The organism is Bacillus sp. PAMC28748, assembly GCF_014250415.1.
Taxonomy (GTDB): Bacteria; Bacillota; Bacilli; order Bacillales; family Bacillaceae; genus Bacillus; species Bacillus licheniformis.
In genome coordinates, this window is record NZ_CP060192.1 from 1,423,011 (window position 1) to 1,449,795 (window position 26,785).

Below are 26,785 nucleotides of genomic sequence, written 5' to 3' on the forward strand. Positions count from 1 at the left end.
GAGTGCGTTTTTTGCGGAGGTGAACGGAATGTTCAGTATTAAAAAAATGCTGCAGAACCATTATGGAATCGACAGTGTGAACATTTCTCCCGAGCAAGGCGGGTGGACAGCACTTGCTTATCAAGTAACCGACGGTGAAGCGGCTTTCTTTTTAAAAGTGTATGATAAAAATAGGGCATCGACAGCGAAATGGGCAGCTTTAATCGATGATTACATCCCTGTTCTGGGGTGGCTGGGGGATCACACCGCTCTCAACGGGAGGCTGCCTGTGCCGCTTTTGACAACAGCTGGAGAATACAAGTGTGAAGATGACGATGCGGTGTATATGCTTTATGAATACATTGCCGGTGAAACCATTGGAGATCAGCCGCTCGGCAAAGGGTGCGTGGAGAAGCTCGCCGGAATCATAGCGGAGCTGCACCGATATGATGAGACGATCCCGGTGAAGACAGAAGGAATTAAAGAAAAATATGATATTTCGTTTTTAGATGAGATGACACAATGGCTTGATCACCTGCCTTGTGAGCTGGCGACACTCATTCAACCCTACAGCGGAGCAATCCGCGATATGATGGAGTCAGCCTTATCCCTGGCGGATGATTTGAAATGCAGCGGCAGAAGATTGGCTTTGTGCCATACAGATGTTCATGGCTGGAATTTGATGAAAACGGGCGGGGAATTGATTCTGATCGATTGGGAGGGCTTGAAACTGGCCCCTGTTGAAGCGGATCTGATGTTCTTTGCTAACCAGCCGTATGCTCAAGAGTTTTTGCGCGTTTACTGCGAGACTCATAAAGGATTTGAAATCGATCAGAACGCTTTGCGGTTTTATCAGATCAGGCGAAGACTGGAGGACATATGGGAGTTTACAGAGCAGCTGGCGTTTGACATTCAGACAGAGAAAGAAAAGGCAGAGACGATGAGCTTGCTGAAAAACGAGCTTGAAGCCATAAAAGACAGCAAGACCGGCTACTAAAATGCTAAACGGAGGAACACTCGTGAAAAATTATCGTACTTTATTTTTTGATGTGGATGATACACTATTAGACTTCGGTGCGGCAGAAAAGTCAGCATTGCGAATGCTTTTTGAGGAGCAGCAAATTCGTTTGACAGCTGAAATAGAAGCGAATTATAAACGAATCAATCAAGGTTTATGGAGGGTGTTCGAAAAAGGGGAGATGGACCGCGACCAAGTGGTGAACACACGCTTTTCCCTTTTATTCAAAGAATATGGTCTTGAGGCTGACGGCGTTTTGCTTGAGAAGAAGTATCGCAGCTTCCTTGAAGAAGGGCATCAGCTGATAGACGGCGCTTTTGAATTAATCAAAAGCCTGCGGGATCAATATGATTTATATATCGTGACGAACGGTGTTTCAAAAACGCAGTATAAGCGCCTGCAAGCTTCAGGATTGTACCCGATGTTTAAAGGGATTTTTGTTTCAGAAGACACCGGTTTTCAAAAGCCGATGAAAGAATACTTTGATTACGTTTTTGAACGGATTCCTCATTTTTCTGTCGATCAGGGGCTGATCATCGGGGATTCATTGACAGCGGACATAGAAGGGGGGCGGCTGGCCGGATTGGATACATGCTGGATGAATCCGGGCATGATAGCAAATGACACTGGTATTGTACCAACCTATCAAATACAAAAACTTGATGAGTTGTATTATATTTTAAACATTGAAAAAGAATCGGCCGCCGGCCATTGTTTATAAGGAAAAACGGGCGCATTTTGATTGGTTATTCAAGATGCGTACTGCTTTTTGATATTATAAGAATATTCTTTATATTGGGATAGTTGTTTCTTAATAAATAGATAGAGTAAAATTTGTTCTCCTGGAAAAAACAATTGTATTTTTGGAAGGAGTTTATTATGATGGAATAAGTAAATTTTGAGATATATACTAATTGTAATTATCAGATTTTTATTACTACTTAATACGATGAAGATGCTTTGTCATCATATAGTTTTTTGGGTGACATCAGCCGTGTAAGAGGAGGAAAAGAAGTGGCGAACAAAGAATTGAAGAGAGGCCTGGGCGCGCGCCACATCCAAATGATTGCGCTTGGCGGCACTATCGGCGTCGGTTTATTTATGGGATCTTCCAGCACGATAAAGTGGACAGGACCTTCCGTCCTGCTTGCTTATGCCATTTGCGGAATTTTTATCTTTTTTATTATGCGTGCAATGGGGGAAATGCTATATGTAGAGCCAAGCACCGGTTCATTTGCGACATTCGGCCATCAATATATACACCCGTTGGCCGGATATATGACCGCGTGGAGCAACTGGTTTCAGTGGGTGATTGTCGGGATGTCCGAGATCATCGCCGTCGGGGAGTACATGAAGTACTGGTTTCCGGATCTTCCCGCTTGGATACCGGGCATTATCGCAATGGCGATTCTCGGAGGAGCAAACCTTGTCTCTGTTAAATCATTTGGTGAGTTTGAATTTTGGTTTGCGATGATTAAAATCGTTACGATTGTATTAATGATTGCAGCGGGGTTCGGGATTATTTTCTTCGGATTCGGCAACGGCGGACAAGCGATCGGGTTTTCAAACCTTTGGTCGCACGGCGGTTTCTTTACAGGCGGATTCTCAGGATTCTTCTTTGCGCTGTCGCTGGTCATCGCCGCTTATCAAGGGGTCGAACTGATAGGAATTACGGCGGGGGAGGCAAAAGATCCGCAAAACACGCTGAGACACGCGATCCAAAGTATTATTTGGCGTATTTTAATTTTCTATATTGGCGCCATCTTCGTGATTGTCACAGTCTATCCTTGGGATGAGCTGAATGCAATCGGTAGTCCGTTTGTATCCACTTTTGCGAAAGTCGGAATTACGGCGGCAGCCGGCATTATTAACTTCGTCGTCATGACGGCGGCAATGTCCGGCTGCAACAGCGGAATTTTCAGTGCGGGCCGCATGCTTTATACATTGGGAGTAAACGGCCAAGCGCCAAAATTCTTTACGAAGATTTCCAGAAATGGCGTGCCGTTATACGGGACGATTGCCGTCTTGATCGGTTTGGCAATCGGCGTCGTTTTAAATTATATTGCGCCGCCTAATATTTTTGTGTATGTATACAGTGCGAGCGTGCTCCCGGGGATGATTCCGTGGTTTGTCATTCTGCTCAGCCATATCGGATTCAGAAAAGCAAAAGGAGCTGAAATTGACAAACATCCGTTCAAAATGCCTTTCGCCCCAGTGACGAACTATTTGACGATTGGTTTCCTTCTTATGGTATTGGTGGGCATGTGGTTCAACAATGACACACGCGTGTCTCTGATTGTCGGGGTTATTTTCCTTGCGGTTGTTGCCGCCAGCTATTATGTGTTTGGAATTGGCAAGCGTGCCTCAGCTGATGGGAATAAATAATGAAATTTTTAAGGCGCTTGGGGCTGTCGAGATGTTATTGGCAGCCCTCTCAGGCGCTATGATCAAGAACCAGCTCCTGGTTCTTTTTTTTATAAGCTTGGCTGTGTTTCAATACGGGCGCCAATGATGGGCGGAAACCCGCCCGCTCCGGAGAGCCTCTGGGGTCCATTTCAAACAACGGGTCCGAAAGATGTTGTGTTTCAAGTGAAGCCAAGCCACACAGTAAAGGCTTATGAAAAGGTATAAGGGAGGTCTTTTTTATCCAAAAGAAAAAGCCCGCAGAAAACAGGAGTGTCTCTGCAAGCTTAAAAAGGCCGCTATGTGAAAAGGTATGCTGCGATACGTGTATCGCCCTCATAAGGGCATTGAAGCGATCAACACCATCAATAAATTGATATGGATCCGATGAGAAGCGCGCATCCTGTCATCACGATGACAGCGAGCACCGCCCACATTATCGCAAATTTTTGATGATCGTCGATGGAAACCCCGACAAGCCCAACAAGCAAATGTGTTGAAGGCACAAGCGGGCTCAGCATGTGAATCGGCTGGCCGATGATGGAGGCTCTTGCAATTTCGACCTTATTAACACCGTATGCGACAGCGGTTTCTGATAAAATCGGGAGCACTCCGTAAAAATAAGCGTCATTCGGCATCAGAAAAGTGAAAATGCCGCTTGTTAAGGCTACTATCATCGGAATAAAGCCGCCCATTTGTTCAGGAATCATAGACGCAAGCGAAATCGCCATTTCATCTACCATTTTTGTGCCTGTTAGTATTCCGGTAAAGACCCCTGCGGCAAATATCATTGAACCGATAGCCAATACATTGCTCGAATGCGCCGAAATTCGCTGTCTCTGATGATCGAGGTTTGGATAATTGACAATCAATGCGATGCAGAACGCGATAATAAACAGAACGGTCAAGCTTACTTTTCCTGATATGAGAAGCCCTATCAATGAAAGCGTCAACAATAAGTTGAACCACCAAAGCTTCGGACGCTTCCACTCATCCTCCGCAGCGGCGGCCGTTTCATTGGCACCAGCCGGATGTTTGAGTTCAATCACGCCGAGGCGTTTTCGCTCCGCTTTTCCGAGCATATACGCAACTCCGATCATACAAAGCATGCCGCTTACGATGACAGGTATCATCGGGCCGGTCAATTCAGCCGGGTCAACCCCGAGCGCACTCGCTGCCCGCGGTGTTGCGCCTCCCCATGGAATCGTATTCATAATCCCCATGCCGACTCCTGCGATTCCCGCTAATATAATCGGGCGGATGCCAAGCAGCAAATAGAGCGGGAGCATCGCGCTCGTTGTAATCATATATGTTGTTGATCCGTCTCCGTCCAATGCGACCAGCATCGTGAGCACCGCAGTGCCGACGACGATTTTTAACGGATCGCCTTTGACCATTTTTAATATTTTTGTGACCATTGGGTCAAACAGGCCAGTATCAATCATAATCCCGAAATATAAAATTGCAAACATAATCATAACGGCGGTTGGCGCGACTTGCTGAATCCCCGAAATCATCATGTCGCCGACATCGCTGAATCCGAATCCGGCGATCAGCGCAAACACTATCGGTGTCAAGACTAATGCCGTCAGAACAGAAAGCCGTTTTGTCATGATCAATACCATAAACACAAGCATCATGAAAAAACCTAAAATTGCTAACACAGTTATTCCCCCCTCATATGAATCCGCTTACATTTTTTTCTCTCCTGTTCCCCCTAAGCCTTGCCTTTTTGTCATCATATGAGAAGAACTTTCTGAAGTAAATAATTTGGTTTTTATGTATTTTTAATTTTTTAAAATCATTTTGTTCTTTTTGACCATTTTTAAATACATAAAAAAAGTATTCCGCAGACGCGAAATACCCGGTTAATCCCCAGCCATGATGTTTTGATAAAATGCTGATTGCTCCTCAAGGAATCGTTGCGTCTCCTTGCTGTTTAAATAATAGCTTTCCCATTCCTGTTCATTTATTTTCTGCTTCCATTCCGGTGAGGATGTGATCTTTTTAAACACTTGATCCCAGTAGGAAATTTCTTCTTTGGTCATATTTTTCGGGCCTAATACACCTCTCCAATGGGAAAATACAAACGGGATGCCCTGCTCTCTCCACGTCGGTACATGCGGATATGCGGGAAGCCTTTTGTCTGAAGTAACAGCCCCAAGTGTGATGCTGCCGCTTCTTTCATATGTTTTAGCTTCTGATAGAGTCATCGATGCGGCGTCAATTTCATGTCTGATAAGCGCCTGAATGAGCTCTTCGCTGCTTTCATACTGTAAATATTGAATGTTAAAAGGGTCAACTCCGTACATATCGGCCGCCCTGACGAATGACAGCTGGTCATCATTGCCAAGTCCGGGGGAAAAACCGATTTTTACCTTGCCGGGGTTCTTTTTGATCTCATTCAGCAAATCCTTTCCGCTCTTTATTTCCGATCCTTTTGGAAGAGCGATCGTCTGCCATTCTTTTGCAAGAATCGCCAGCGGGGTGAAATCGTCTGTTTTCAGTTTGCTCTGTCCGAGAATGTAATTGCTCAGCATTAAGCTGGATGTCATGCCGATGGTGTACGTATCGCTGCTATTTATATACTTCCAGCCTTTGTCACCGCCGCTTCCGGGTTTATAGACGATCTTCACTTCGCTTTTTATCACTTGTTTTTGTTTAAGGACGGATTGTATCGCCTGAGCCGTTAAATCCCAGCCGCCCGAAGGCTCAGCGGGTACGACGATTTCAACCGGCCCTCCCGGGGGACGCGGGGCGGACGATTGTCTTTCATCCCCCGACATTAAGATCAATAGACAAATCATTATAATCGCAAAGTTCTTCATGTTTATTCATCCGCCAAATAGTATTTTCTCTCCGGTCTGCCGATAATTCCGTATTCCAGCTCAGCGCGCGCTTCTTCTTTTGACACGAGATATTCGGCATAGCGGCGGGCTGTTGTACGTGAAGCCCCCATTTTTTCACCGAGTTCTTCGGCTGTCATTCCTTTAGCTGCGTCTCGCAGAACATCCCTGATTTTTTGCAGTGTAATCGAATTGATACCTGTCGGCAAATCCTCAGCCTGACGGGATCCGCTGGAGAAGTCTCCGAAGATTTGGTCAATCATTGATTGGCTGACCTGTGGCTGAGAAAGCAGTGTTTGCCTTTTTTTCTTATATTGAAGCAGCACCTGTTTGAATTTTTCGGCAGTCACAGGCTTAATCAAATAGTGCACAATTCCCGCCCGGAGCGATTCCTGTAAATGACATGTTTCGGTTGCTGCTGTGATGATCATGATATCCACTTCCGGAAACCGGTTTCGAATGACAGGAATCAATGTTGTGCCCATCTCATCCGGCATGTAAATATCCAACAGCAGCAAGTCGGCCTTTCGGACCTCGAGAATTTCCATTGTTTCTTTGGCATTGGCCGCTTTACCGATAATGTTGAATCCATCAAGCTGTTCGATCAATCTTTCATGAATTTGCGCTACACGGAAATCATCCTCCGCGATCACGATATCAATCAAATGGATTCCCCCTCTCGTGTTTGCTTCTCCTTCGGTATAAAAACGGTAAATACCGCTCCGCCGCCTTTTTGATTGGCCACTTCAATCCAACCGCCAAGTTCACGTACAGATTCCTTTACGTTGGCCAGCCCGTAGCCTCTCTTCATCCCCTTTGAAGAATATCCTCGTTCAAAGATGGCTTTCATCTTATCAGGCGCTACGCCGCATCCTGTGTCAGCCACTTCTATGACAATATCGCGGCCGATGTCAGTGATGAAAAATGAAACAAGCCGCACATTTTGCTCAGCTACGGCTTCGAAAGCGTTATCAATTAAATTCCCGATGATCGTAATGAGATGAGACATCCCGATATGCTCAGGAAGCGGCTCAAGCGTGCTGTTTTCATCAATGGACAACTTAACTTTTTTCTCCGAAGCCTTTCCCATTTTGCCCAACAGGATAGCCTGCACCTGCTGAGAATGAATGTTTTTGAATAAAATGTCGTGCTGTTCATTTTGAATGGCGTATTCCTCTTTAATCAGGTCGATCGCTGCTTCATACTCACCTAGCTCAAGCAGGCCTAGGATCACATAAAGCTTATTTGAGAATTCATGTGTTTGCGCGCGGAGATCTTCAGAGTATTTTTGCACCTCTGTCAGCGTGTCAATGAGCCTTTTTAACTCGGTTTTTTGACGGAAACTTACGACAATTCCGTAAGTTTGACCGTTTTGGAGCATCATTTTTGTATTTAAAATAAACACTTGATCGTTGACGCAGACCTCCTGATTCAGCAACATCTGCCGCTGCTGAAGGACAGACATTATTCCGGCTCCGGGCAGGATGTCATCAATTGGCCGGTTGACCACAGGTTCGGGAAGCCTAAGCATTTCCGCTGCCGATACGTTCATCATTGTGACGACTCCTTCACGGTTGGTGGCAATGATCCCTTCTTTAATCGCACGCAGCATCGCATTTCGTTCACGGTAAAGAGATGCAATCTCTTGGGGTTCAAGGCCAAGCGTATCTTTTCTAATGCTTTTGGCAAGAGCGGCGGCACCCGCAAATCCTATGAGCAAAACGAGAACAGCCATGAAGCTCAATTTTCTCACATTCTCTTTAATACGTTGTTCTGTCTCGTTTAACAGAAAATCAACAGACACACTGCCGATGACCTTGCTGTAACCACTTTGTTCCTGGATAATCGGCGCACTTCCTCTGATCACCATGCGGCCATCGTTTTTTGTTTCAGAGATGTGAGAGCCGCCGAACAAGATTTTTCTGCTTCTTGTCAGCTTCGTTTGACCTCTCTTTTCCGAGGCGATTTTGATCTCTCCCTTTTCGTTGAGGACATAAATAGTATAGGCACCGGTCTGTTCTTTCATTTGTTCAATGACCTCTTGCGCCTCTCCCTTATGCCCGCGCTTCTTTTGAAAGAGCTCTTTTACCGGAGGCATATAAGAAATGGTTTTTGCAGTCTGAACGGCAAGCTGTTCGGACTGTTTTCTTCCTTCTTTTGTTTGCTGAACGGCAAACGTGACTGTCAGCAAGCCGATTACTAAGATAAGCAGTGCTGCAATCAAGCCCATAATTTTTGTTTGCAGAGAAAAATTGACCCGTTTTTTGACCACAGGCACCAGCCGTCCTTTCTACCAAAAATCATACCACTTTTTATTCGGAAATTTTGGCATTTTTAAAAATATCCTTTGCAAGATAACGAAAAAGCCCAAGTATATCTTATAAGTGATGATTTCATAATGCAGGATCAGGCGTAGGACAGTGTGCTGTTAGTTTCTTAAGCTGGGATCCGGTTTTATTCCACATATAGGTCTAAATCCAGAAGAAAGTCTGCCTCCGGCCACAAGACGGAGCTTCGCATGACGATTGAAGGAAGCAGCTGTCCTCGCGAACACCGCCCCGAGAATAGCTGCTGGCTCCTTGTGTTGTTGTCATAAATTGAAAAACCATTGATTCACACATTGAGACGGCCCGTCTGCTGCTGTTGACTACTAAAACACCTCACCAAACATGCGCTCAATAATATTCAACAGTACAACCCCCGGCAGTTTACGGCGTTCCACAGCCGGTCGAGCTTTGTAAAGAACCCATTTAATGGAAATCGAGATGACGTCCGTTATAGAGGATATTCATCGGTCGAATCGATCATTTGAATAAAGTTAAGGGCAGATGGAGATAGATGGTCTTCCGTCCTTACACATAGCGAAATCGGGTTCTTTATTACGGCTTTATCAACATGAACCTTTGCGATGTCTCCGCGGGCGATATATTCGTTTACTTCAAGAGCGGATACGAATGTTACACCGTATCCTTCCATAACCGTTCTGATTGTTTCGTTTAATCCGTTTATTTGTACACCCATATTTGGTTTTCCCGCGTTATGCAGGTTGCACAGCGAAATCAATTTTTCCCGCGAAAAACTTCCTTCCTCGCGAAAGACGAAAGGTTCTTTTACAATCTCCTCTAATGCCACGTGTTTTGAGGCGAATTTATGTTTTTGATTGACTACGAATAACATGTCATCTTCCAAAAGCAGCGTTCCTTTTAAGAAGGGGCCGAATTCCGTTGTCCCGCCGATCAGGCCAATGTCCGCTTCGTAGTTGATCAGCTGTTCACAAGCTTTTTGAAAATTCGTTGTCGTGATTTCAACTTCCGTTTTCGGAAATTGCTGTTTAAATCGGCTGAGCCATCTTGGCAGCAAATAATTGGCGGGGAGGAAGGTGGAGGCAATACGCAGTTTTCCAATTGACCCTTCCCTTAACTGCTCCACGTACGATTCAATTTCTTTTTCAAGTGAAAACAGCCGCTTGGCCTGTTTTGCAAGCTCTGCGCCGGACTGTGTCAGCAGGATCCCTCTGCCTTTAGGAACGAATAAGGTGCAGTCGATCTCGCGTTCTAATTTCTTAATTTGCGAGGTGACGGCGGGCTGGCTGATACTTAACTGTTTGGCGGCTTGAGTGACACTGCCTGTTTCAGCGACCGAATAGAACAATCGCAGTGCATGGAGATTCATATTTCACACCTCTATTTATAAATAAAAGTTATTAATACTAGATAAAGATATATTAGAGTTATCTAAATACTTTTACTATTATAAAGTTGAAAAACATGTATTACAAGAAAGGAGAAATTGTTATGAGTACGCTTATCTTAAATAAAACAGCTTATAGCAAGTCTCCGTATGATGTATGGCTGAAGGGACTGGATGAACCGGTGGCGATGCTGACCTCAACCGATCGTGCGGATGAATGCAGGAATTATGATGTGATCGAAGCATTTGACGATTATCCGGTTAATGGATGCATCGAAATGCGCGCTTTGGAGCTGAATGAAACGTATCACTTTAAAACGATTATTGCATCCTCGGAATTTGATATGCTGAGGGCGGGGAAGCTGAGGTCGCTTTTGGGGATAAAAGGGCAGTCTTACAAAAGTGCTCTGCTGTTCCGCAACAAAATATTAATGAAAGAGCAAGTAAGAAAAGCCGGTGTGAAGGTTCCAGATTTTAAGAAAATCGACTCGGCGGCCGACTTATATAAGTTTGTTCAAACTTTCGGTTTTCCTGTGGTCGTTAAGCCTATTTACGGATCGGGGTCTGTTGATACAACCGTTTTAAGGAATCGGCAGGACGTGTGGAATTTTCTTGCGAAAGGTCTTCCCGATCATCTGGAAGTTGAGTCGTTTATCGAAGGGGATATGTATCATATAGACGGCCTCATCCTTGATGAAGAAATTGTCCTCAGCTGGCCGTCGCGTTATATCAACGGGTGTCTGGCGTTTCAAGATCATCAGTTTTTAGGCAGCCTCCAGCTTGAATTGAAAAATCCGCTTACCCGGCGGTTGACTGATTTTGTTCAAAAAGCGCTTGCTGCCCTTCCTGTTCCGAATACCACAACATTCCATGCTGAAGTGTTTCATACACCAGATGATGAACTGGTGTTTTGTGAAGTGGCCAGTAGAACCGGCGGCGCTATGGTCCGTGAAGCAACTGCGCAGACTTTCGGTTTTGATATCAATGAAGTGTGTGTTAAAGCGCAATGCGGCCTGGAATTTCATATACCGGAGGTGGACAACAATCCGGACCGCCTAAGCGGCTGGCTGTTGATTCCGCCGAAAGACGGCGTGCTGAAAGAAATCAAGCCTGCGCCAGCCGCAGACTGGATAGCGAAACAAAATATATCCGCTCAAGCCGGAGACAGGTTCCACGGCTCGTCTTCCAGTGTAGACGCAATTGCAAGCTGTTTAATTATCGGACGCACAGAAGCCGAATTGAGAGGCCGTATCAGCCGGCTTGCAACGTGGTTCCATGATCATACCGTATGGGAAAAGAATTCGGATGTTTGCGCAATTTAAAGCATTCAGCCGCCTTCATCCGTTGATCCGATTTTTGCTGATAGGCACGCTTGTCACGAAGGCGGCTAAGTCGATGACAACCCCGTTTTTGGCGCTCTATCTCCATATGAAAACGGGAGCCGATTTTGGAACCATCGGGCTTGTCATCGGTTTAGGCTATTTTTCAAGCACTGTAGGAGGGGTAGTCGGAGGAGCGCTTTCAGATAAAATCGGCAGAAAAAAAGTGATGCTTTCATCCATTTTCATCTGGAGCTTTGTATTCATTCTTTTTGGACTTGTTCATGATTTCATGTGGTTTTTATTGCTGAATATTTTAAGCGGGCTTTGCCATTCGTGTTTTGAACCTGTGTCAAAGGCTTTGATGGCTGAGTTATCAGAACGGGAGATGAGATTCCGCATTTTCTCTTTGCGGTATTTGGCCATCAATGTTGGAGCTGCTGTCGGCCCTTTACTGGGCGCTTATTTTGGTCTTGCCAAAACCGGAACGCCGTTTATCATCACAGGGCTGGTCTATTTTGGCTATGCCATACTTTTGAGCTTGATGATGATTCGGCTGACCACGGTGAAAGAGACAAAAATCGCTCCTGAAAAAGTCCAGGCAGGTTCAGTTTTGAAGACGTTAAAGCAAGACAAGGCTCTTCGATTATACATAGCCGGCGGCATCCTTTTTTTGTTCAGCTATTCGCAAATGGAAAGCACTTTGCTGCAGTATTTAAATAACGACTTTGCAAACGGAGTTAAAATATTTTCGACTTTAATCACGTTAAACGCGGTGACGGTCATCCTTTTACAAGTGCCGCTCACCCGTTTATTTGAGAGGTATAAATCCTTAACAACAATATCAATTGGAACCGTTTTTTGCATTTTGGGGAATATCGGTTTTTCTATCGCAAATGGCTGGATTGTTTTTATGCTTTCGATGTTTGTTCTGACAATCGGCGAAATTTTATGTTTTCCTTCAATGAATGTCCTTTTGGACGAGCTGGCTCCGGATCATATGAAGGGCGCGTATTACGGCATGCAAAACTTATACAACATCGGTGAGTTTTTAGGGCCTTGGCTGGGGGGGATGATGCTTGCCTTGTACGGGGGAAAAGCCGTCTTTCTTATTGCTGCGTGTTCAGTCTTTTTGGCTTTAGGCGCTTACCATGTGGGAAGGAGAAAGTTTTTATCTGCACAGCATTATGGTGTATCGCCTTTTTCTTATTGAAAATTTAGGCCGCTTATGCATGAATCATTAAGAATTACCCAACCTAAAAGGTAAAAAAGGAGTATGAATCATGGACACAACATTGGGCTACCTCCGTGAGTCACTGTCGAATCACCTTGAACACGGCATAGGACAAAACATTTACAGAAAAATCGTTTCCGGGCGATATGCCAATGAGGAAGAGTTTGTCGAGCACTTGGAGGAGCGGGAAATGGAATTTCTGAATCAAGTGCTTGAACATGAGATGAAATATGCGCTGAATGAACAGGACCATAAACGGACAAGAGAATTAAACGAAGTGTATGAACTGCTGTTTTGAAAGGCGGGAATGATCAATGGGTGCAATAGAGCGGAACGGATACACGTTTGAACCGGAATACAGCGTGACCAGACAAAACGGTGCGATCCATGTATACCGGCGCGGCCGGTTTGTCGAGGAGATTCCCTTTGAGTTTCACGGGGAGTTTCCAGAGCATGATTTAATTGAAGAGCTTGTCAATCATTATTGTTATGAAAATAAAATATAAGGCTTGAAGAGGCTGCCGACCGGGCGGCTTTTATTTTTGGATTTTTATATCTATAATCCGCTTGCAGTTTTTTAGAACGGCAGCAGAAAAGCTGCCATAAATATGACAGCTCATGCATCGCTATTTTTTCTTTTCGTCGTAGTATTGAACAGGGTACATGGATCCTTCCGATACCATTTTGTTATCTTCGATATCATGCGGAGACGGGTGTCCTGCTTTTTCAACCGGGAATGAATCTACGTTGTGTTTTTCCGAAAAGTAAGGGATCTTTTCTTTGACGTTTTGCAAGTACGATTTCAGTTTTTGTCTGTTTGTTTCGTCTTTGAGCATATATGCGGTGACTCCGGCGACAACGGCGAGACCTGAGATCAGATTCTTTTGCTTCATGGTCATAACCCCTTTCGATTAGGTGTTTGCAAATGTTATTCCCATGATTGCCGCCGGTTAAACCAGCTGATCGAGCGCTTCGTCTATATTCGTCGTCGGCTGCCTGCAGGCGAAATTTTCACAAATATAGACAGTCGTTTTGTTATCGACTGCTTTGTATTCGGCCGCAAAGTCGGCAATCCCTTTGAAATCGTCAGGCGATTCTGCGGCGAGGACGGCATAATTCGGCTGGAAGGCCTGCTGCAAAGCGCTTACGATCTTCTGTCTGTCCGGATCATTCCGTTTTCCGAGCACAACGATTTCCTTTTGCGGCATGAATTGGCTCAGCAAACCTTGGAGAAAGTTTGTATGGCCGCTCGGATAAGCAGAGACGTCTCCATGGAAGGCAGCAAACATTTTTGCCGCTTGATCATGGAGCGACAAGTCGCCAGTCAGCCTGCCCAGCCGGGACAGCTGCACGGCCAGGACGCCGTTTCCGGACGGGAGGGCGCCGTCGTATACTTCTTTATCCCGCACGATCAAAGCCTCGGCATCGCTTCCCGTAAAATAAAAACCGCCGTGCTCTTCATCCCAGAACAGCCCCTTCATGTCTGCTTCGAGCTTTTTGGCTTTTCGCAAATCGGTTAAATCAAGTGATGCTTCATACAATTCGATGTAGGCCCACAGCAGGAAGGCGTAGTCATCGATAAATCCTTTATTTTTCACCTCGCCGTCACGGTAGCGGACCATGATGCGACCGTCTTGAATCAATTTATTCTCGATAAACTCGGCTGCAGCTCGCGCCATCTCCAGGTATTCGGGCGCATTGTAGACTTTCGCCGCTTTGGCAAGACCCGCGATCATCAGAGCGTTCCAAGAAGTCAGCACTTTATCGTCGACATGAGGATACGTTCTTTCCTGACGTTTTTCAAAAAGCTTTGTTCTCGCTTCTTCAAGCTTGTTCTGAAGCTCTTCATCTGTCAGCGCGAATTCATCCTTGATGTCTTCCAGCCTGGTGTAGATCAAGTTTGGAATATTATGGCCTTCAAAATTCCCTTCTTGCGTGATGTTGTAGACCGCGCAATACAATTCGCCAAGTTCATCTCCAAGCGTTTCAAGGACTTCTTCTTTTGACCACACATAATATTTGCCCTCTACGCCTTCCGTGTCGGCATCAAGCGCTGAATAAAAAGCGCCTTTCTCATCGGTCATTTCGCGGCGGACAAATGTGATGATCTGCTCGGAAATCTGTTTATACCGTTCGTTTTTCGTGATTTGATAGGCTTCAGTATATGCGATCAGCAATAAAGCATTATCGTAAAGCATTTTTTCAAAGTGGGGAACAAGCCATTCGTCATCTGTCGAATAGCGGGCAAACCCGTAGCCGACATGGTCGTAAATGCCGCCGTTCGCCATGCTGTCCAACGTTTTCATCACGCTGTACAGCGCGTTCTCCTCGCCGCTGTATTGATGATAGCGAAGCAGAAATGTCAGCATATGGGGGATTGGAAATTTCGGCGCGCTGCCGAAACCGCCGTACGCCGCATCAAAGCTGTTGATCAGCTGCTGATACGTCCGCCTCAATATGTCTTCGCCGAGCGAATCGCCGGCATCGCTTTTCGCTTTGATTCTCAGGTTGTTGGCCGCTTTTTCGGCAATATCTTCAACATGCTCCCGGTTTTTCGCGAAGGTATCGGAAAGCTGCTTCACCACCTCAACAAACCCCGGACGGTTAAAACGGCTCGTCTTCGGAAAATATGTACCCGCATAAAACGGCTTCTGATCAGGGGTTAAAAACACATTCAGCGGCCAGCCGCCCTGCCCCGTCATCATCTGGCAGATCGTCATATAAATCGAATCCACATCAGGCCGCTCCTCGCGGTCCACTTTAATGGAGACGAATTTCTCATTCAGAAGCTTCGCAACTTCTTCATCTTCGAAGCTTTCATGAGCCATGACATGGCACCAATGACAAGTCGAATAGCCGATGCTGACAAGTACCGGCTTGTTTTCGCGCTTTGCTTTTTCGAAGGCTTCTTCGCCCCACGGGTACCAGTCGACGGGGTTGTGGGCGTGCTGAAGGAGATAGGGTGACTTTTCATTTATGAGTCTGTTAGGGACTTTTTTCAGTGACATAGGATTACCTCATCTTTTTTGATGGAAAAAGTATTTGATTTTATCTTACCACAGTTACTTTTCAAAAATTCCCCTCTTATATAATAAAAAGAATAGAGCTCAAAGGGAGCTCTATTCTAGGGTTTACTTTTATTTCTTCTTTTTTCTGGAAATATATAAGTCATAATCAAAAAAATAATTATACAAATTACAAACTGAATAAGTCTATTTATAACTCAATAGTTAGTAAAGTCAATCTCGTTTGTAACTTGAATGGCAGCAAAGATAGCAAATAAAATTAGAATATATTTAAATGTTTCTTTGTTCATATCAATCAACACTTTCTTTAAATAATTGCGTATACAACACCTTGTGCAATATAACCACAGGTACTAGCTAACAGAAGGGATAGCTTCACTCCCAGTTTTAATATCGGGAATGAAATGTTATGATTAACAATTCGCAAAATTTGTCGAACGAAACTGTTGAATAAAACCATATATTGTCGGGGATTAACATCTACGCAATACTGCATCTGTTTTATCACCCGATTCACAATGTAAGGACTCCCAGTTGAGTTGATCCTCGCTTATTGATGGGGATTTCACCCATTATTTTAAATTTGTGGTCACGCAGGAATAATCCGCCGCGCCGATCCTGTCTCCCATTTTACACCGCCGATTTAAACGAGTTCAAATATTGCAGAAAGTTGGCTTCTTTGACTTTATTGACGATGTTGCCGATTATGGCTGTTTTGATCTTTCTGATGGTATCCCGGGAGCAATCAAGGTGGTTTGCAATAGCAGTGTAGCTCATGCCTTCCATCATGCAATCATAAACGATACGGTGCTTTTCTTCTTCAATGTGTTCCATTGCGTTCTCCAGGTAATGCACAATAGATTCATATTTGTGGATCCGTCTCTCTCTTTGGTCCATCTGCCGTAGTTCTGCCTGACTGACGCCTGCTGATACCCTCGGCATGCCTGCTTCATCCCCGTATGTTGCAGTGAGTTTTGTGCTAGTAAAGTCTACTTTGTTCAACAAACGGTTGAGCCTTTTGATCTCCCGCAGCATGAATTTATAATCACGAATCCATTCCTCAATCTCCCAAGCAATCATTTGATCTGTCATAGTGCTTTCCCTCCTGATAATTAAATAGAGTAGGTGTCATTCCAGTTGTTTGCTTTTTGCTCTGCGATATATTGAGGCCTCAATACCTCTTTCACGCTGATACTGAAGGTTTTGAATAAGAAGGCTTTCAACTCGTTATAGAGCTCTTCTCTGCCGCAAAAGATATTTACAAGCTTTCCGTTTTTATAAGCGAATCCGTATTTCATCCTGAAACTCCCCTTACTTTCTGCGTTTATAAGCGCCGCCTTTGCCACGTCTGAGTGTTTGCATGTTTGTGTTCATCATTGATTGCCAGAAACGATCTGAGCGCTCCTGTTGCTTCTGTGATTGTTTCTTTTTTGCTTGTTTAATGTCTAATTACTCCTTTCATAGCTAGTAATCGCGATAGACATATGGTTAGTTGCAAAAAAAAACGGACACCGATCGAAGCACAAATTTCTCTGTACAACGATCAGTGTCCGCAGGCTTTCCGTCTTGGACTTATTCAATTTTAAAATTTATTTTTACGGCCCTGTGCCACAACTTACTTCGTATTCACCATCTGATGATTTTTTCGAATAGCATAAGTGAGGAGTTTGCCCTGTTTCATCTTTCCAATCTAGCCAATTTACATAATAAAGATTCCCAGATTCATTGTCTCCTTCTCTTTTCTGGAGAACTGCAAAGTAGCTTTGGTAGGGATATCCTCTTTTATAAATTTCGTGTCTGATTGCTCCTTTTTCCGAAGAATCTGTAAAGACAACAGGAGATAGAACCGGAAGTGCTATCAATATAACTATAAGTGCTGCTAAGAGAGAAAGTATAACTTTAGTTTTCTTTTTCATTTTTTCCTCCGATACCTTTTTATGTATTTGTTTTTATGATATATTATTACATGTATTTTATGCCATATTTCAATTGGTGTAAATGATAAATATTACTTATATTTAGATTTTATTGGAGGTTTCGTATGAAAAAAGAATTGCTCGCTTCACTAGTTTTATGTCTATCGTTGTCACCATTAGTGTCAACAAATGAAGTTTTTGCAGCCACTACTAATAAAGAGGCTAAAGAAAAAGTTTCAATTACCACCGAGATTGGTTACGAAAAAGTTAAGGATATGTTGGAACAACAAAAATATGACTTTGAACACAACACTCCTTTAGCTCATCCTAAAGAGTCTAAATTGACTGATTCCGACGAAGGAGTCTTACTGTATTCTGCGTTAAGTAAAGTGGACAAACAAAAATTCCACGAGTTTACATACGATATAGACGATGTTAAGACTTCTGAAAAAAACAATAAGCTAATTGTTGAAGCTTATATTACTCGAAACTTTGTTTTTGGTGTTGAAAAAGTAACAACATCTCTGGGTGATAATATTAAACTTGAAATTCCCAAAACAGCTTCTGAGAAACCAAGTTCTCAATCAACAAATACTTCTAATTTAAGTTTATCTGAAGTTAAAAATTCTTCTAATCAATTAAATGTAATACCATTGAATAATTCTTCTAATCAACTAAATGTAACACAATTAAATAATTCTTCTTCAACTCTACAATATGAAAATGATGAAGGATATTCTACGGATGTTAAATTAGATGAATTTTTAAAGAAATATAAGCAAGAAGTGAAAAAGGATGATAAAGAAGAAGTAAAAAGTGAAAATAAACCAGTAAGTATGAATTTCAATGCTGTTAACTCTAATCAACTAACCGTGATGCCATTATCTGTAAAAGGATATAGTGGTTACGCTGCAATGAAATATGCAGAAAAATATGCCTTGAAACCAAATAAAAACTATAAATATTATAAAGACAAAGATTGTACTAACTTTGTTTCCCAAGCATTAAGAGCTGGAAGAATGCCGTACTTTAAAGAATGGAAACCCTATACAGGTGCTTGGGTTAATGCAGGAGCCTTTAGATCATACATTTTAAAAGCCGGCGGAATAAAAATGAAGACTGTTTCTGATACATATTCAAATGTAAAGCTTGGAGATGTATATCACTATGATTACCATAATAAAATAGGTCTTCGCTATGCTGATGGTTGGATGGATCATACGGCTATCGTAACGAGCCGAGCAAATATGAAACTTTATGTAAGTTATCATTCTACCAATAGACTTAACGTTCCTCGGGAATATGTTACTTCTAAGGAAGGCGGAAAACGGTATGTTTCTAGTATTCGCAATTAAATAACTTGATAAAAAGCCCAGAATGAGTTTAGTAAAAGTTATGGTTGATTCCATATCAATCCATTACCTATTAAACTGCTGGGAAAGCAAGCCCCTGATCCAGAATGGTTCAGGGGCTTTTTATGAGTACGTGTTTCAATGCTTAGAAAATCCGTTCAATTGTCTTCCTTCTTCTCTATATACTTATCAATATCTTTAAAGTAAGCCGCACCCGTGAATGAAATGATTGCCCCGATCAAAGCAAGGTTCGCTTTCATGTCCGACCGGTAATCGTGTTGGAAATATATCCAGGCAAAGAGTGACAAGTCAAAAATATATAAGAAAGTTTTAAGGAGATTAGAATTTTCTAATCTCCTTAAGCATCGACCATTTTTTTTGCAATTAGCTTAAAATCTTTTTCATTTATCTCAAAATGTCCAAATTGAAAAGAATATCCCCAACGCTGCTCGTCTTTAATGAAAGAAAGCTATGGGATTAATGCGAATCAGTGTTTCTGTGCAATGAATAAAACTTATTTTTCTCCGGAAAGGTTTGAAGTCATTTCCCATTTCAAACTAAAAAATATTATTATCTACTACTTTGCCTAAAGCAGTAAATTTTTGATGTGGTGTGCTTTCCTTAAAATTCATCTTGGGAGAGTAATAAATAATCCAATCACCAGTATTCATCTTTTTTAAAGGTGCCTCTTTGCCATGACAAAGTTGAGCAAAACCACCTTGGACAGCTCTCATTACATGATCTCGAGAAGCACCCACAATCCAGTATCTTTTATCTTGCACTAAGTCAACACCCACAATTATCAGGTATGTTATTGCCTTGATCTGAGTTTGTGACAGGAAAGTACATTTCTTTCCATGCTGCAATACCACCGGTCAATTCTTTGACTTTATATTCATGTTCTATAAAAACTTAGCAACTTTGGCAGCTGTATTGCACCAGACATCCATATCGATCATCTCGAAACTTTAGGATTTGTTGAGAGAACAAAAAATCCTAATGACAGAAGATCCTATAGCCTTAAAATCACGGAAAAGGGTAACGATGTATTGGATTCGCGAGTGTGTCTAACAGGAATGGTCTATTCAAGTAGTAGTACTTATACATTTGGCTATTTTAATAGACATGGCACCAATGACAAGTCGAATAGCCGATGCTGACAAGTACCGGCTTGTTTTCGCGCTTTGCTTTTTCAAAGGCTTCTTCGCCCCACGGGTACCAGTCGACGGGGTTGTGTGCATGCTGGAGTAGGTATGGCGACTTCTCGTTGATTAATCTGTTCGTTGGCATGGGATCACCTGCTTTATAAACGAATTTTTATTCATTATTGTCTTTACATGATTTAATATACCAAATATCAAAAGAAGAGGTTTCTAAGGTTAACTTCTTCTATTTTATTTTATGGAAAGAGAAGCAGACCAACTGTTATTAAAAGAGCTCAGTTAATTCTTAAGATTTTTCGCCCCTCTTTCTTCAGGTTTTGAATTTAAAGTATGATTATAAATTATTCAAAACAAAGGAATGAGACAAATTGGGGCTATATATTGACGGAGAAATAGAAAAGCAGAAGAACCCCTCGCGCCGAAGCGTCTTGTTTGCCATTTTGGTTGTTAATCGTTGCCGATAACGTACTTGCATGCGGTAGTGCACGGACGATAATGCTATGCCGAAGCGACATACCGAATCAATGAAAAAATTCAATCAAGGCGTCGCCGCCCACCCCAATTAGAATCCCTGCTGATTCCGATCGGTGACGGACTGACCGTGTCGCAAGTCAAGAAATAAAAGCACATCATCTGACTAGTTACTGATTCGGTGACTAGTTTTTTTAATGCCCGCAATGCCGCCACAATCTAAAATCGGAATATGATAAATTCAGTTCATAAAATGTTGAAGGGGACATGCCCTTAGCAAATTGACAAAAGGTTCTTTTGTAGTAAAATTCAAACTATTCATAAACGAAAGGAACCGCCGTGATTGAAAGCGGGGACAAATTTTAAATAAGAAGGTGTTGAGGTGGCGGGGTATTCTGAACGAACGGTTGAGAGTTACATAGATTCTCCGGATCGATTAAAGAGATTGTACAAAAGAGTATTATTCATCGTGAGTCTGTCGCAGATTTTCGGCGGTGCGGGGCTGGCTGCCGGGATTACGGTAGGCGCCCTGTTAGCAAAGCAAATGCTTGGGACGGATGCGTTTTCAGGAGTCCCTTCTGCCTTATTTACTTTAGGATCGGCAGGAGCCGCTTTCGGCGTCGGGAGACTTTCTCAGCGTTACGGGCGCCGCACGGGCTTAACCGCCGGCTTTATGGTCGGCGGGATCGGCGCAATCGGGGTCGTTGCTGCGGCCGTGATCAACAGCATCATATTGTTGTTCGTTTCCCTGCTTATTTACGGAGCGGGCACAGCGACAAACTTGCAGGCGCGGTATGCCGGCACTGACTTGGCTGATAAAAAGCAGCGGGCTAAAGCGATCAGCGTCACAATGGTGATGACAACATTTGGAGCGGTTGCGGGCCCCAATTTGGTGGATGTCATGGGGAAATTTGCTTCGATCATCGGCGTTCCGCCACTTGCGGGACCGTTTATTTTATCGGCGGCAGCTTTTATTCTGGCAGGGCTTGTGCTTTATATTTTGCTTCGGCCGGATCCGTTGGAGATCGCCAAAAAAATCGAAACCTATAGACAAGAAAATAAATTAGCAGACGAATCGAAGTCTGCCGGTGCTTCGGACGATCAAAAGGGGATTACAATTGGTGCCGCTGTTATGGTGCTTACCCAAATTGTGATGGTTGCGATTATGACCATGACGCCCGTTCATATGCAGCACCACGGACACAGCTTGGGAGATGTCGGGATCGTGATAGGTTTTCATATCGGTTCAATGTATCTTCCGTCACTTGTCACAGGGATTCTTGTTGATAAAATTGGCCGGACAGCCATAAGCATCGCCTCAGGGGTGACCCTGCTGCTCGCTGGTGCAGTGGCGGCGCTGGCTCCCAGCGATTCGCTCGTTTTATTGATCGTTGCCCTTTCGCTGCTTGGATTGGGATGGAACTTTGGATTAATCAGCGGAACTGCACAAATTATCGATTCGACCGAGCCTTCAACACGTGCGAAAGTGCAGGGAACGCTTGATGTTTTGATCGCATTGGCGGGGGCTTCCGGCGGGGCTCTTTCCGGAATGGTTGTCGCTCATTCAAGCTATGCCGTGTTATCCTTGGCGGGCGGGCTGTTATCCTTGGCTCTGATTCCAGCCGTCATTTGGCCGCGAAGAAAAACAAATACTCAAAAAGGGTAGGAAAAGGTCTATCGGATTCGGGGCCTATCGGACATCGCCGCCGGGCTTTCTTAATTTAAAAACGATGAAATCGGGGCACCTGAGATCTTCTTCAAATGAAGGGTATTTTTTCAGCATCTCTTTTGACGGTCTCGGTTCCTCGACCGCTTCTAATTGAAAGCCGGCTTTGATGATCGTATTGATATAGCTTGTCAGTGTTCTGTGAAAAAGAAACATTTTCTCCTCGCCGCCCAGCGGCTGCTCATATGCGCCTTCGTAAAAATACCGATCAACGTTCCAATGGAGCTTTTGGCCGTCTTTGGTTCTTTCCCATCCGCTTTCCGGGGTGACGAAACAAGGGTGTAATATTGAAAAAATAAAGCATCCTCCATCTTTTAATAACCTGTGCATTTCCTGAAACGCTTTTTCATCATTTGCGAGGTCTTGGATGACCATATTCGATATGATGATATCAAAGCTTTGCTCATCTAAAAAATGCAAGTCCTCACAATTGCCGTGCCGATAATGAATGTGCAATCCGTCCGGCGTTCTTTCCTTGGCGATCTCAAGCATTCTTGTCGAATAGTCAACCGCCGTTACAACTGCTTCGCGGGCGGCCAGCATTCTGCTTAAATATCCTTCTCCGCACCCGGCATCCAGCACTTTTTGATTTTTCACCGTTTCAATGAGAGAAAAGATGACGGGGTTCAAAAAGACTTCTTTATGTATATCGCCTTGTTCAGTATGGTTTGCAGCATAGCTATCTGCAAACCGGTTCCATCTTTGAATGGCTTCTTCAGTGGCAGCGTTTTTTCTCATATCACTTCCTCCTTTTGACATGATCATACCACAAACCATATTACGTTTTAGCCAGGTTAAAGGACATTCCTGTTGACAAAGCAGCCTATTTGTAATTATGATAGTTACATCAAGTGTAACGAAATTTGTTACAGATCAAGATTAAAACATTCAGGAGGAATTCGAATATGAAAATGCTAGTAACGGGGGCAACCGGAAAATTAGGATCGAAAATTGTGGAAAAGCTGCTGGAAACTGTACCGGCGGATCAGCTGGCGGTCAGCGTGCGCAATCCGGAAAAAGCGGAAGCGCTGCGGGCGCGCGGGGTCGATGTGCGCCACGGGGATTTTGACCGCCCGGAAACATTGGAATCCGCATTTCGAGGCATTGACCGTCTGCTGATTATCTCTGCCGATGGAGACAATGAGACGAGAATCCGTCAGCACGGCAATGCGGTAGCTGCCGCAGAGCGCGCCGGAGTTCGGTTTATCGCTTATACGAGCATTGCGAATGCCCGCGAAAGCAAAAACTTCCTTGCGCCGACTCACAAAGCAACTGAAGAAGCGATTTTGCAAACGGGGATTCCATACTCCTTCTTGCGCAATAACTGGTACTTGGAAAATGAAATGTCGAGTATTCAAGGCGTTTTGGCGGGAGCCCCTTGGGTGACATCAGCAGAGAATGGCAAAGTGGGCTGGGCGCTGCAGCAGGATTACGCGGATGCAGCGGCAGCGGTTCTGTCCGGCGAAGGCCACGAAAACACCGTTTACGAACTTTCAGGCAAACTATTAACTCAGGAAGAAATCGCTTCAGCCCTTGGGGAAGTATTGGGCAAAGAAGTTCCCGTTCAGCATGTTGACGATGCTGCCTATCGCGATATCATGAAAAATGCGGGTGTGCCGGATTTTCTGATTCCGATGGTTGTCGATATCCAAAAAGGCATTCGTGAAGGCACACTTGAAGTCGAAAGCGATGATTTTGAAAAAGTGCTCGGCCGTCCGCTCACGCCAATTAAAGAAGGATTGGCTCAAATCGTTGCAAGAATCTCAGAAGCGAAATAATGATCAATAGGATTCGAAAGAGTGATGAACAGAATTACAGTGTTCATCACTCTTTTTTTAAAAGATAGATCAAAAAAGACTCGCCACAATCACCGCACATACTTTATAGCCTAAGTTACTTTTATTAAAATAAGTAAAATATCGACTGAATTCCAGAGCTAATGATGAAGGAATAAAAAGACAGGCATGTGCGGCTGCTTGAGAAGAAAAACTGAAAGCTGATGGCAGCGCATGAATTTGCAGTGTGTATTAACTTGTAAAGAGCCTCGATAGTAGCCTCTGTTTGGATTGCGGCTCATCCATCATCCCCCGCGACAGTTTCACTATTAAAACTCACAAATATGCACCTGACCGTTATTTGATTTTCCTTTGCTGTATTAAACCTATGGCCACAAGCATGACAGTGCCGAGTAAGGCAATCGGAAGAAACCACCCGCCAAATCCGCTTCCCCAGTCTAAAGCGATTGACACGGATTCAATTAATATGAGAGAAAAAATGATTAAGCATGCATTTTTTAAGCGGTTGATCAACTTTCGGCTGAGCAGGTAGAAGTGTTCAGCGTTTGTTTCATTCAGGCGCTTTGGATGATTGTGAATCTCAGGGTGCTTTTCTAGGAACTGCATGAACAGAAGGATAATTAATCCGATTCCCGGCAATATGAAAAGCTCCCATTTTGACCCCCAGCGATCCACTTCACCGAGTGCGTTGTAATGTGCAGGCACCTTTTCGGGGAGCGATCCCCAGACAGCGGCCAATAGAATGATCGATCCCAGGTAAAAGAAATAGCCAAATGCGTTCCAAACCCGTTCCCCTTTTGTCTTTTGAATGTTGATCTTAGAACCGTCGGCTCTGTTCTGCATATGTACCCCTCCTTAGTTTTAAATACGGTTTGACCTATGAAAAAGTTCGGGATTTTCGCCAGCTGGAATGGGGTATATTTGCGGTGAGTCCAGGCAATGTTAAGGGAATGTAAATCATCAGCCGGCAATGTTAAGTTATTGTAAATTTTCGATTTGAATCGTTTACATAGGCTTTAATCTCCATCATAATCATAGTGTTTGGTTTGTAGATTTATGTCGAATTAGGGGGGCACGACTTTGGAAATAGATGTGCAGAAATTGCTTTTTGAATTCATTGGAGGTCTCGGGATCTTTCTTCTCGGTATTAAGTTTATGGGAGAAGGACTTCAAAAATCAGCCGGAGATAAGCTGAGAGACATATTAGATCGTTTTACAAGCAACCCTCTGATGGGTGTTTTGGCAGGTATGATTGTCACGGTTTTAATTCAAAGCAGTTCCGGCACGACCGTTATCACTGTCGGTCTTGTCAGCGCCGGCTTTATGACCCTCCGCCAGGCGATCGGCGTCATTATGGGTGCGAACATCGGAACGACGGCCACAGCCTTTATTATCGGCTTTGACGTTGGGGCATATGCGCTTCCGATCATCGCCATTGGTTCATTTTTGCTGTTTTTCTTAAAGAGCAAAAAATTTCAGAACATCGGACAAATTCTGTTTGGATTTGGTGCGCTTTTCTACGGCTTGGAATTAATGAGCAGCGGGATGAAGCCGCTCCGGACGGTTGAAGCTTTTCATGATTTAACAGTCAGCATGAGTGCGAATCCTATTCTCGGCGTGCTCGTCGGCACCCTTTTCACCGTTCTCGTCCAAAGCTCAAGTGCAACGATCGGGATCCTGCAAGGGCTGTTTGCCGATTCATTAATAGATCTAAACGGCGCTCTGCCTGTATTATTCGGAGACAATATCGGTACGACGATTACCGCTGTACTGGCATCTCTTGGCGCCTCAGTGGCAGCCAAACGGGCCGCGGCCGTTCACGTATTGTTCAACCTGATTGGAACAGCGATTTTCCTGATCTTGCTGAAGCCGTTCACAGCTTTGATTTTAATGCTTCAATCCTCTTTAGGGCTGGACCCTAAGATGGTGATTGCGTTTGCCCACGGGATCTTTAATACGTCGAATACGCTGATTCAGCTTCCGTTTGTCGGCATATTGGCTTTGATCGTTACGAAGCTGATTCCAGGCAAAGATTCGGTTGTGGACTATAAAGCAACACATCTTGATCCGCTGTTCATTCAGCAGTCTCCTTCAATTGCGCTGGGACAGGCGAAAGAAGAAGTATTGCGCATGGGTGAATTTGCGGTAAAGGGACTTGAGGAAACAAAAGAGTTTTTTAATACAAAACAGGCAAAACATGCGCAAAGCGCTTTTCAAATAGAAGATGCGATCAACAATTTGGACAGGAAGATAACCGATTACTTGATCGAATTGTCCGCCACTACGCTTTCTGAACAAGAATCTGAAGAACATCATATGTTAATGGATACTGTCAGAGACATTGAAAGAATCGGCGATCACTTTGAAAACTTGGTTGAGCTTGGTGAGTACCAGCAATCCAACAGGGTGAAAATTTCCGAAGCGGCAATGGCTGATTTAACGGAAATGCTTGACCTGACCATTTCCACTGTTAAGGAGTCCATCACCGCTCTTGGGGAAAATAACGAAGATGCCGCAAGACGCGTAGTCGAAAAAGAAAATCAGATTGATAAAATGGAACGCAAGCTTCGCAAAAAGCACATTCTTCGCTTAAACGACGGATTATGCAGCGGACAAGCCGGCGTGATCTTCGTCGATATCACCAGCAACCTGGAAAGGATCGGCGACCATGCCGTCAATATTGCTGAAGCTGTTTTAGGCGAAGAAAAGCATTAAAAAACCGGGAGTCATTCCCGGTTTTTTATTTTGTGGGCCTTTTTTATCAAGGTGTTACATATTTACTAAATTGTGAGCAAAAAGGAAGAACATTCTTCTTCTGGAGACGTAAATCAAGTATAATGGTTTTA

General features: G+C 43.9%; 24 protein-coding genes and 3 pseudogenes. 12 read left to right on the forward strand and 15 right to left on the reverse strand.

What is annotated here, in order from left to right; all coding sequences use genetic code 11:
* Window positions 1-28 precede the first annotated feature (28 nt).
* From H7F26_RS07340 to H7F26_RS07350, 3 genes are all read left to right on the forward strand, one after another.
* The gene (locus tag H7F26_RS07340) at window positions 29-976 is read left to right on the forward strand and encodes a phosphotransferase family protein (protein ID WP_009330325.1); all 948 of its coding nucleotides are present in this window, start codon (window positions 29-31) and stop codon (window positions 974-976) included.
* A gap of 22 nt (window positions 977-998) precedes the next feature.
* Entirely contained in the window at window positions 999-1,718 is a 720-nt protein-coding gene (locus H7F26_RS07345) for a YjjG family noncanonical pyrimidine nucleotidase (protein WP_003178480.1), read from the forward strand.
* Between the two features lie 293 nt (window positions 1,719-2,011).
* Entirely contained in the window at window positions 2,012-3,382 is a 1,371-nt protein-coding gene (locus H7F26_RS07350) for an amino acid permease (protein WP_003178482.1), read from the forward strand.
* Window positions 3,383-3,765: 383 nt separating this feature from the next.
* Here H7F26_RS07350 and H7F26_RS07355 read toward each other — a convergent pair whose 3' ends face one another.
* The 5 genes and pseudogenes from H7F26_RS07355 to H7F26_RS07375 form a co-directional block, all read right to left on the reverse strand.
* On the reverse strand, window positions 3,766-5,064 hold the full coding sequence (locus H7F26_RS07355; RefSeq protein WP_009330324.1) for an Mg(2+)/citrate complex secondary transporter CitM: 1,299 nt from the start codon (window positions 5,062-5,064) through the stop codon (window positions 3,766-3,768).
* A gap of 204 nt (window positions 5,065-5,268) precedes the next feature.
* Window positions 5,269-6,228 carry a tripartite tricarboxylate transporter substrate binding protein gene (locus H7F26_RS07360; protein ID WP_003178487.1) on the reverse strand — a complete coding sequence of 320 codons (960 nt, stop codon included), beginning with the start codon at window positions 6,226-6,228 and terminating at the stop codon, window positions 5,269-5,271.
* A gap of 2 nt (window positions 6,229-6,230) precedes the next feature.
* Window positions 6,231-6,911, reverse strand: coding sequence for a response regulator (locus tag H7F26_RS07365; RefSeq protein ID WP_003178489.1), 681 nt, complete (start codon window positions 6,909-6,911; stop codon window positions 6,231-6,233).
* A pseudogene (locus H7F26_RS07370) lies at window positions 6,904-8,518 on the reverse strand (ATP-binding protein). Before H7F26_RS07370 ends, H7F26_RS07365 begins: the two are co-directional and overlap by 8 nt.
* A 503-nt stretch (window positions 8,519-9,021) precedes the next feature.
* Window positions 9,022-9,918: a LysR family transcriptional regulator gene (locus H7F26_RS07375; RefSeq protein WP_003178493.1), complete on the reverse strand. Its 897-nt coding sequence runs from the start codon at window positions 9,916-9,918 to the stop codon at window positions 9,022-9,024.
* 122 nt (window positions 9,919-10,040) lie between these two features.
* Between H7F26_RS07375 and H7F26_RS07380 the strand changes: the two genes are divergently transcribed.
* From H7F26_RS07380 to H7F26_RS07395, 4 genes are all read left to right on the forward strand, one after another.
* Window positions 10,041-11,258: an ATP-grasp domain-containing protein gene (locus H7F26_RS07380; protein ID WP_003178495.1), complete on the forward strand. Its 1,218-nt coding sequence runs from the start codon at window positions 10,041-10,043 to the stop codon at window positions 11,256-11,258.
* On the forward strand, window positions 11,242-12,468 hold the full coding sequence (locus H7F26_RS07385; protein WP_009330322.1) for an MDR family MFS transporter: 1,227 nt from the start codon (window positions 11,242-11,244) through the stop codon (window positions 12,466-12,468). Before H7F26_RS07380 ends, H7F26_RS07385 begins: the two co-directional genes overlap by 17 nt.
* 70 nt (window positions 12,469-12,538) lie before the next feature.
* The gene (locus H7F26_RS07390; RefSeq protein WP_003178498.1) at window positions 12,539-12,787 is read left to right on the forward strand and encodes a sigma-G-dependent sporulation-specific acid-soluble spore protein CsgA; all 249 of its coding nucleotides are present in this window, start codon (window positions 12,539-12,541) and stop codon (window positions 12,785-12,787) included.
* 16 nt (window positions 12,788-12,803) lie between these two features.
* The gene (locus H7F26_RS07395; RefSeq protein WP_003178500.1) at window positions 12,804-12,995 is read left to right on the forward strand and encodes a YbxH family protein; all 192 of its coding nucleotides are present in this window, start codon (window positions 12,804-12,806) and stop codon (window positions 12,993-12,995) included.
* Window positions 12,996-13,115: 120 nt separating this feature from the next.
* Here the strand turns inward: H7F26_RS07395 and H7F26_RS07400 are convergent, their stop codons facing one another.
* The 6 genes and pseudogenes from H7F26_RS07400 to H7F26_RS07425 form a co-directional block, all read right to left on the reverse strand.
* Window positions 13,116-13,382, reverse strand: coding sequence for a hypothetical protein (locus H7F26_RS07400; RefSeq protein ID WP_003178502.1), 267 nt, complete (start codon window positions 13,380-13,382; stop codon window positions 13,116-13,118).
* 57 nt (window positions 13,383-13,439) lie between these two features.
* A complete protein-coding gene (locus H7F26_RS07405; protein ID WP_059261058.1) occupies window positions 13,440-15,497 on the reverse strand; it encodes a thioredoxin domain-containing protein in 2,058 nt (685 codons plus the stop codon).
* 648 nt (window positions 15,498-16,145) lie between these two features.
* Complete coding sequence (locus H7F26_RS07410; RefSeq protein ID WP_044822371.1) at window positions 16,146-16,607, reverse strand: sigma-70 RNA polymerase sigma factor region 4 domain-containing protein; 462 nt, start codon at window positions 16,605-16,607, stop codon at window positions 16,146-16,148.
* A gap of 36 nt (window positions 16,608-16,643) precedes the next feature.
* Window positions 16,644-16,813, reverse strand: a pseudogene (locus tag H7F26_RS07415) (hypothetical protein).
* Between the two features lie 13 nt (window positions 16,814-16,826).
* A complete protein-coding gene (locus H7F26_RS07420; RefSeq protein WP_094023959.1) occupies window positions 16,827-16,958 on the reverse strand; it encodes a hypothetical protein in 132 nt (43 codons plus the stop codon).
* Between the two features lie 152 nt (window positions 16,959-17,110).
* On the reverse strand, window positions 17,111-17,431 hold the full coding sequence (locus H7F26_RS07425; protein ID WP_044822369.1) for a hypothetical protein: 321 nt from the start codon (window positions 17,429-17,431) through the stop codon (window positions 17,111-17,113).
* A gap of 125 nt (window positions 17,432-17,556) precedes the next feature.
* Here H7F26_RS07425 and H7F26_RS07430 point away from each other — a divergent pair, with 125 nt between their 5' ends.
* The gene (locus tag H7F26_RS07430; protein ID WP_044822368.1) at window positions 17,557-18,786 is read left to right on the forward strand and encodes an amidase domain-containing protein; all 1,230 of its coding nucleotides are present in this window, start codon (window positions 17,557-17,559) and stop codon (window positions 18,784-18,786) included.
* 554 nt (window positions 18,787-19,340) lie between these two features.
* Here the strand turns inward: H7F26_RS07430 and H7F26_RS21880 are convergent.
* Together H7F26_RS21880 and H7F26_RS07445 are read right to left on the reverse strand one after the other, a co-directional pair.
* The gene (locus H7F26_RS21880; RefSeq protein WP_227592761.1) at window positions 19,341-19,565 is read right to left on the reverse strand and encodes an EVE domain-containing protein; all 225 of its coding nucleotides are present in this window, start codon (window positions 19,563-19,565) and stop codon (window positions 19,341-19,343) included.
* A gap of 334 nt (window positions 19,566-19,899) precedes the next feature.
* The gene (locus H7F26_RS07445) at window positions 19,900-20,073 is read right to left on the reverse strand and encodes a DUF255 domain-containing protein (RefSeq protein WP_073358541.1); all 174 of its coding nucleotides are present in this window, start codon (window positions 20,071-20,073) and stop codon (window positions 19,900-19,902) included.
* A gap of 320 nt (window positions 20,074-20,393) precedes the next feature.
* On the opposite strand from H7F26_RS07445, the pseudogene H7F26_RS21885 reads away from it, so the two are divergent.
* Window positions 20,394-20,568 (forward strand): annotated as a pseudogene (locus H7F26_RS21885) (O-methyltransferase); the annotation flags it as partial.
* A gap of 231 nt (window positions 20,569-20,799) precedes the next feature.
* Window positions 20,800-22,083: an MFS transporter gene (locus tag H7F26_RS07450; RefSeq protein WP_003178506.1), complete on the forward strand. Its 1,284-nt coding sequence runs from the start codon at window positions 20,800-20,802 to the stop codon at window positions 22,081-22,083.
* A 24-nt stretch (window positions 22,084-22,107) separates the two neighbouring features.
* On the opposite strand, the gene H7F26_RS07455 is transcribed toward H7F26_RS07450, so the two are convergent.
* Window positions 22,108-22,881: a class I SAM-dependent methyltransferase gene (locus tag H7F26_RS07455; RefSeq protein WP_003178508.1), complete on the reverse strand. Its 774-nt coding sequence runs from the start codon at window positions 22,879-22,881 to the stop codon at window positions 22,108-22,110.
* A 167-nt stretch (window positions 22,882-23,048) separates the two neighbouring features.
* Between H7F26_RS07455 and H7F26_RS07460 the strand changes: the two genes are divergently transcribed.
* Complete coding sequence (locus H7F26_RS07460; RefSeq protein WP_003178510.1) at window positions 23,049-23,921, forward strand: SDR family oxidoreductase; 873 nt, start codon at window positions 23,049-23,051, stop codon at window positions 23,919-23,921.
* Between the two features lie 354 nt (window positions 23,922-24,275).
* Here H7F26_RS07460 and H7F26_RS07465 read toward each other — a convergent pair whose 3' ends face one another.
* Entirely contained in the window at window positions 24,276-24,782 is a 507-nt protein-coding gene (locus tag H7F26_RS07465) for a DUF1648 domain-containing protein (protein WP_003178512.1), read from the reverse strand.
* A gap of 237 nt (window positions 24,783-25,019) precedes the next feature.
* Here H7F26_RS07465 and H7F26_RS07470 point away from each other — a divergent pair, with 237 nt between their 5' ends.
* Entirely contained in the window at window positions 25,020-26,654 is a 1,635-nt protein-coding gene (locus H7F26_RS07470; protein ID WP_003178514.1) for a Na/Pi cotransporter family protein, read from the forward strand.
* Window positions 26,655-26,785 lie beyond the last annotated feature (131 nt).

What these genes read in the sequence shown, in the direction of transcription:
- H7F26_RS07340 (WP_009330325.1), top strand. Translation starts at nt 29, where the DNA reads ATGTTCAGTATTAAAAAAATGCTGCAGAACCATTATGGAATCGACAGT.
- H7F26_RS07360 (WP_003178487.1), bottom strand. Translation starts at nt 6,228, where the DNA reads ATGAAGAACTTTGCGATTATAATGATTTGTCTATTGATCTTAATGTCG.
- H7F26_RS07375 (WP_003178493.1), bottom strand. Translation starts at nt 9,918, where the DNA reads ATGAATCTCCATGCACTGCGATTGTTCTATTCGGTCGCTGAAACAGGC.
- H7F26_RS07380 (WP_003178495.1), top strand. Translation starts at nt 10,041, where the DNA reads ATGAGTACGCTTATCTTAAATAAAACAGCTTATAGCAAGTCTCCGTAT.
- H7F26_RS07385 (WP_009330322.1), top strand. Translation starts at nt 11,242, where the DNA reads ATGTTTGCGCAATTTAAAGCATTCAGCCGCCTTCATCCGTTGATCCGA.
- H7F26_RS07390 (WP_003178498.1), top strand. Translation starts at nt 12,539, where the DNA reads ATGGACACAACATTGGGCTACCTCCGTGAGTCACTGTCGAATCACCTT.
- H7F26_RS07395 (WP_003178500.1), top strand. Translation starts at nt 12,804, where the DNA reads ATGGGTGCAATAGAGCGGAACGGATACACGTTTGAACCGGAATACAGC.
- H7F26_RS07400 (WP_003178502.1), bottom strand. Translation starts at nt 13,382, where the DNA reads ATGAAGCAAAAGAATCTGATCTCAGGTCTCGCCGTTGTCGCCGGAGTC.
- H7F26_RS07405 (WP_059261058.1), bottom strand. Translation starts at nt 15,497, where the DNA reads ATGTCACTGAAAAAAGTCCCTAACAGACTCATAAATGAAAAGTCACCC.
- H7F26_RS07410 (WP_044822371.1), bottom strand. Translation starts at nt 16,607, where the DNA reads ATGACAGATCAAATGATTGCTTGGGAGATTGAGGAATGGATTCGTGAT.
- H7F26_RS07425 (WP_044822369.1), bottom strand. Translation starts at nt 17,431, where the DNA reads ATGAAAAAGAAAACTAAAGTTATACTTTCTCTCTTAGCAGCACTTATA.
- H7F26_RS07430 (WP_044822368.1), top strand. Translation starts at nt 17,557, where the DNA reads ATGAAAAAAGAATTGCTCGCTTCACTAGTTTTATGTCTATCGTTGTCA.
- H7F26_RS07445 (WP_073358541.1), bottom strand. Translation starts at nt 20,073, where the DNA reads ATGCCAACGAACAGATTAATCAACGAGAAGTCGCCATACCTACTCCAG.
- H7F26_RS07455 (WP_003178508.1), bottom strand. Translation starts at nt 22,881, where the DNA reads ATGAGAAAAAACGCTGCCACTGAAGAAGCCATTCAAAGATGGAACCGG.
- H7F26_RS07460 (WP_003178510.1), top strand. Translation starts at nt 23,049, where the DNA reads ATGAAAATGCTAGTAACGGGGGCAACCGGAAAATTAGGATCGAAAATT.
- H7F26_RS07465 (WP_003178512.1), bottom strand. Translation starts at nt 24,782, where the DNA reads ATGCAGAACAGAGCCGACGGTTCTAAGATCAACATTCAAAAGACAAAA.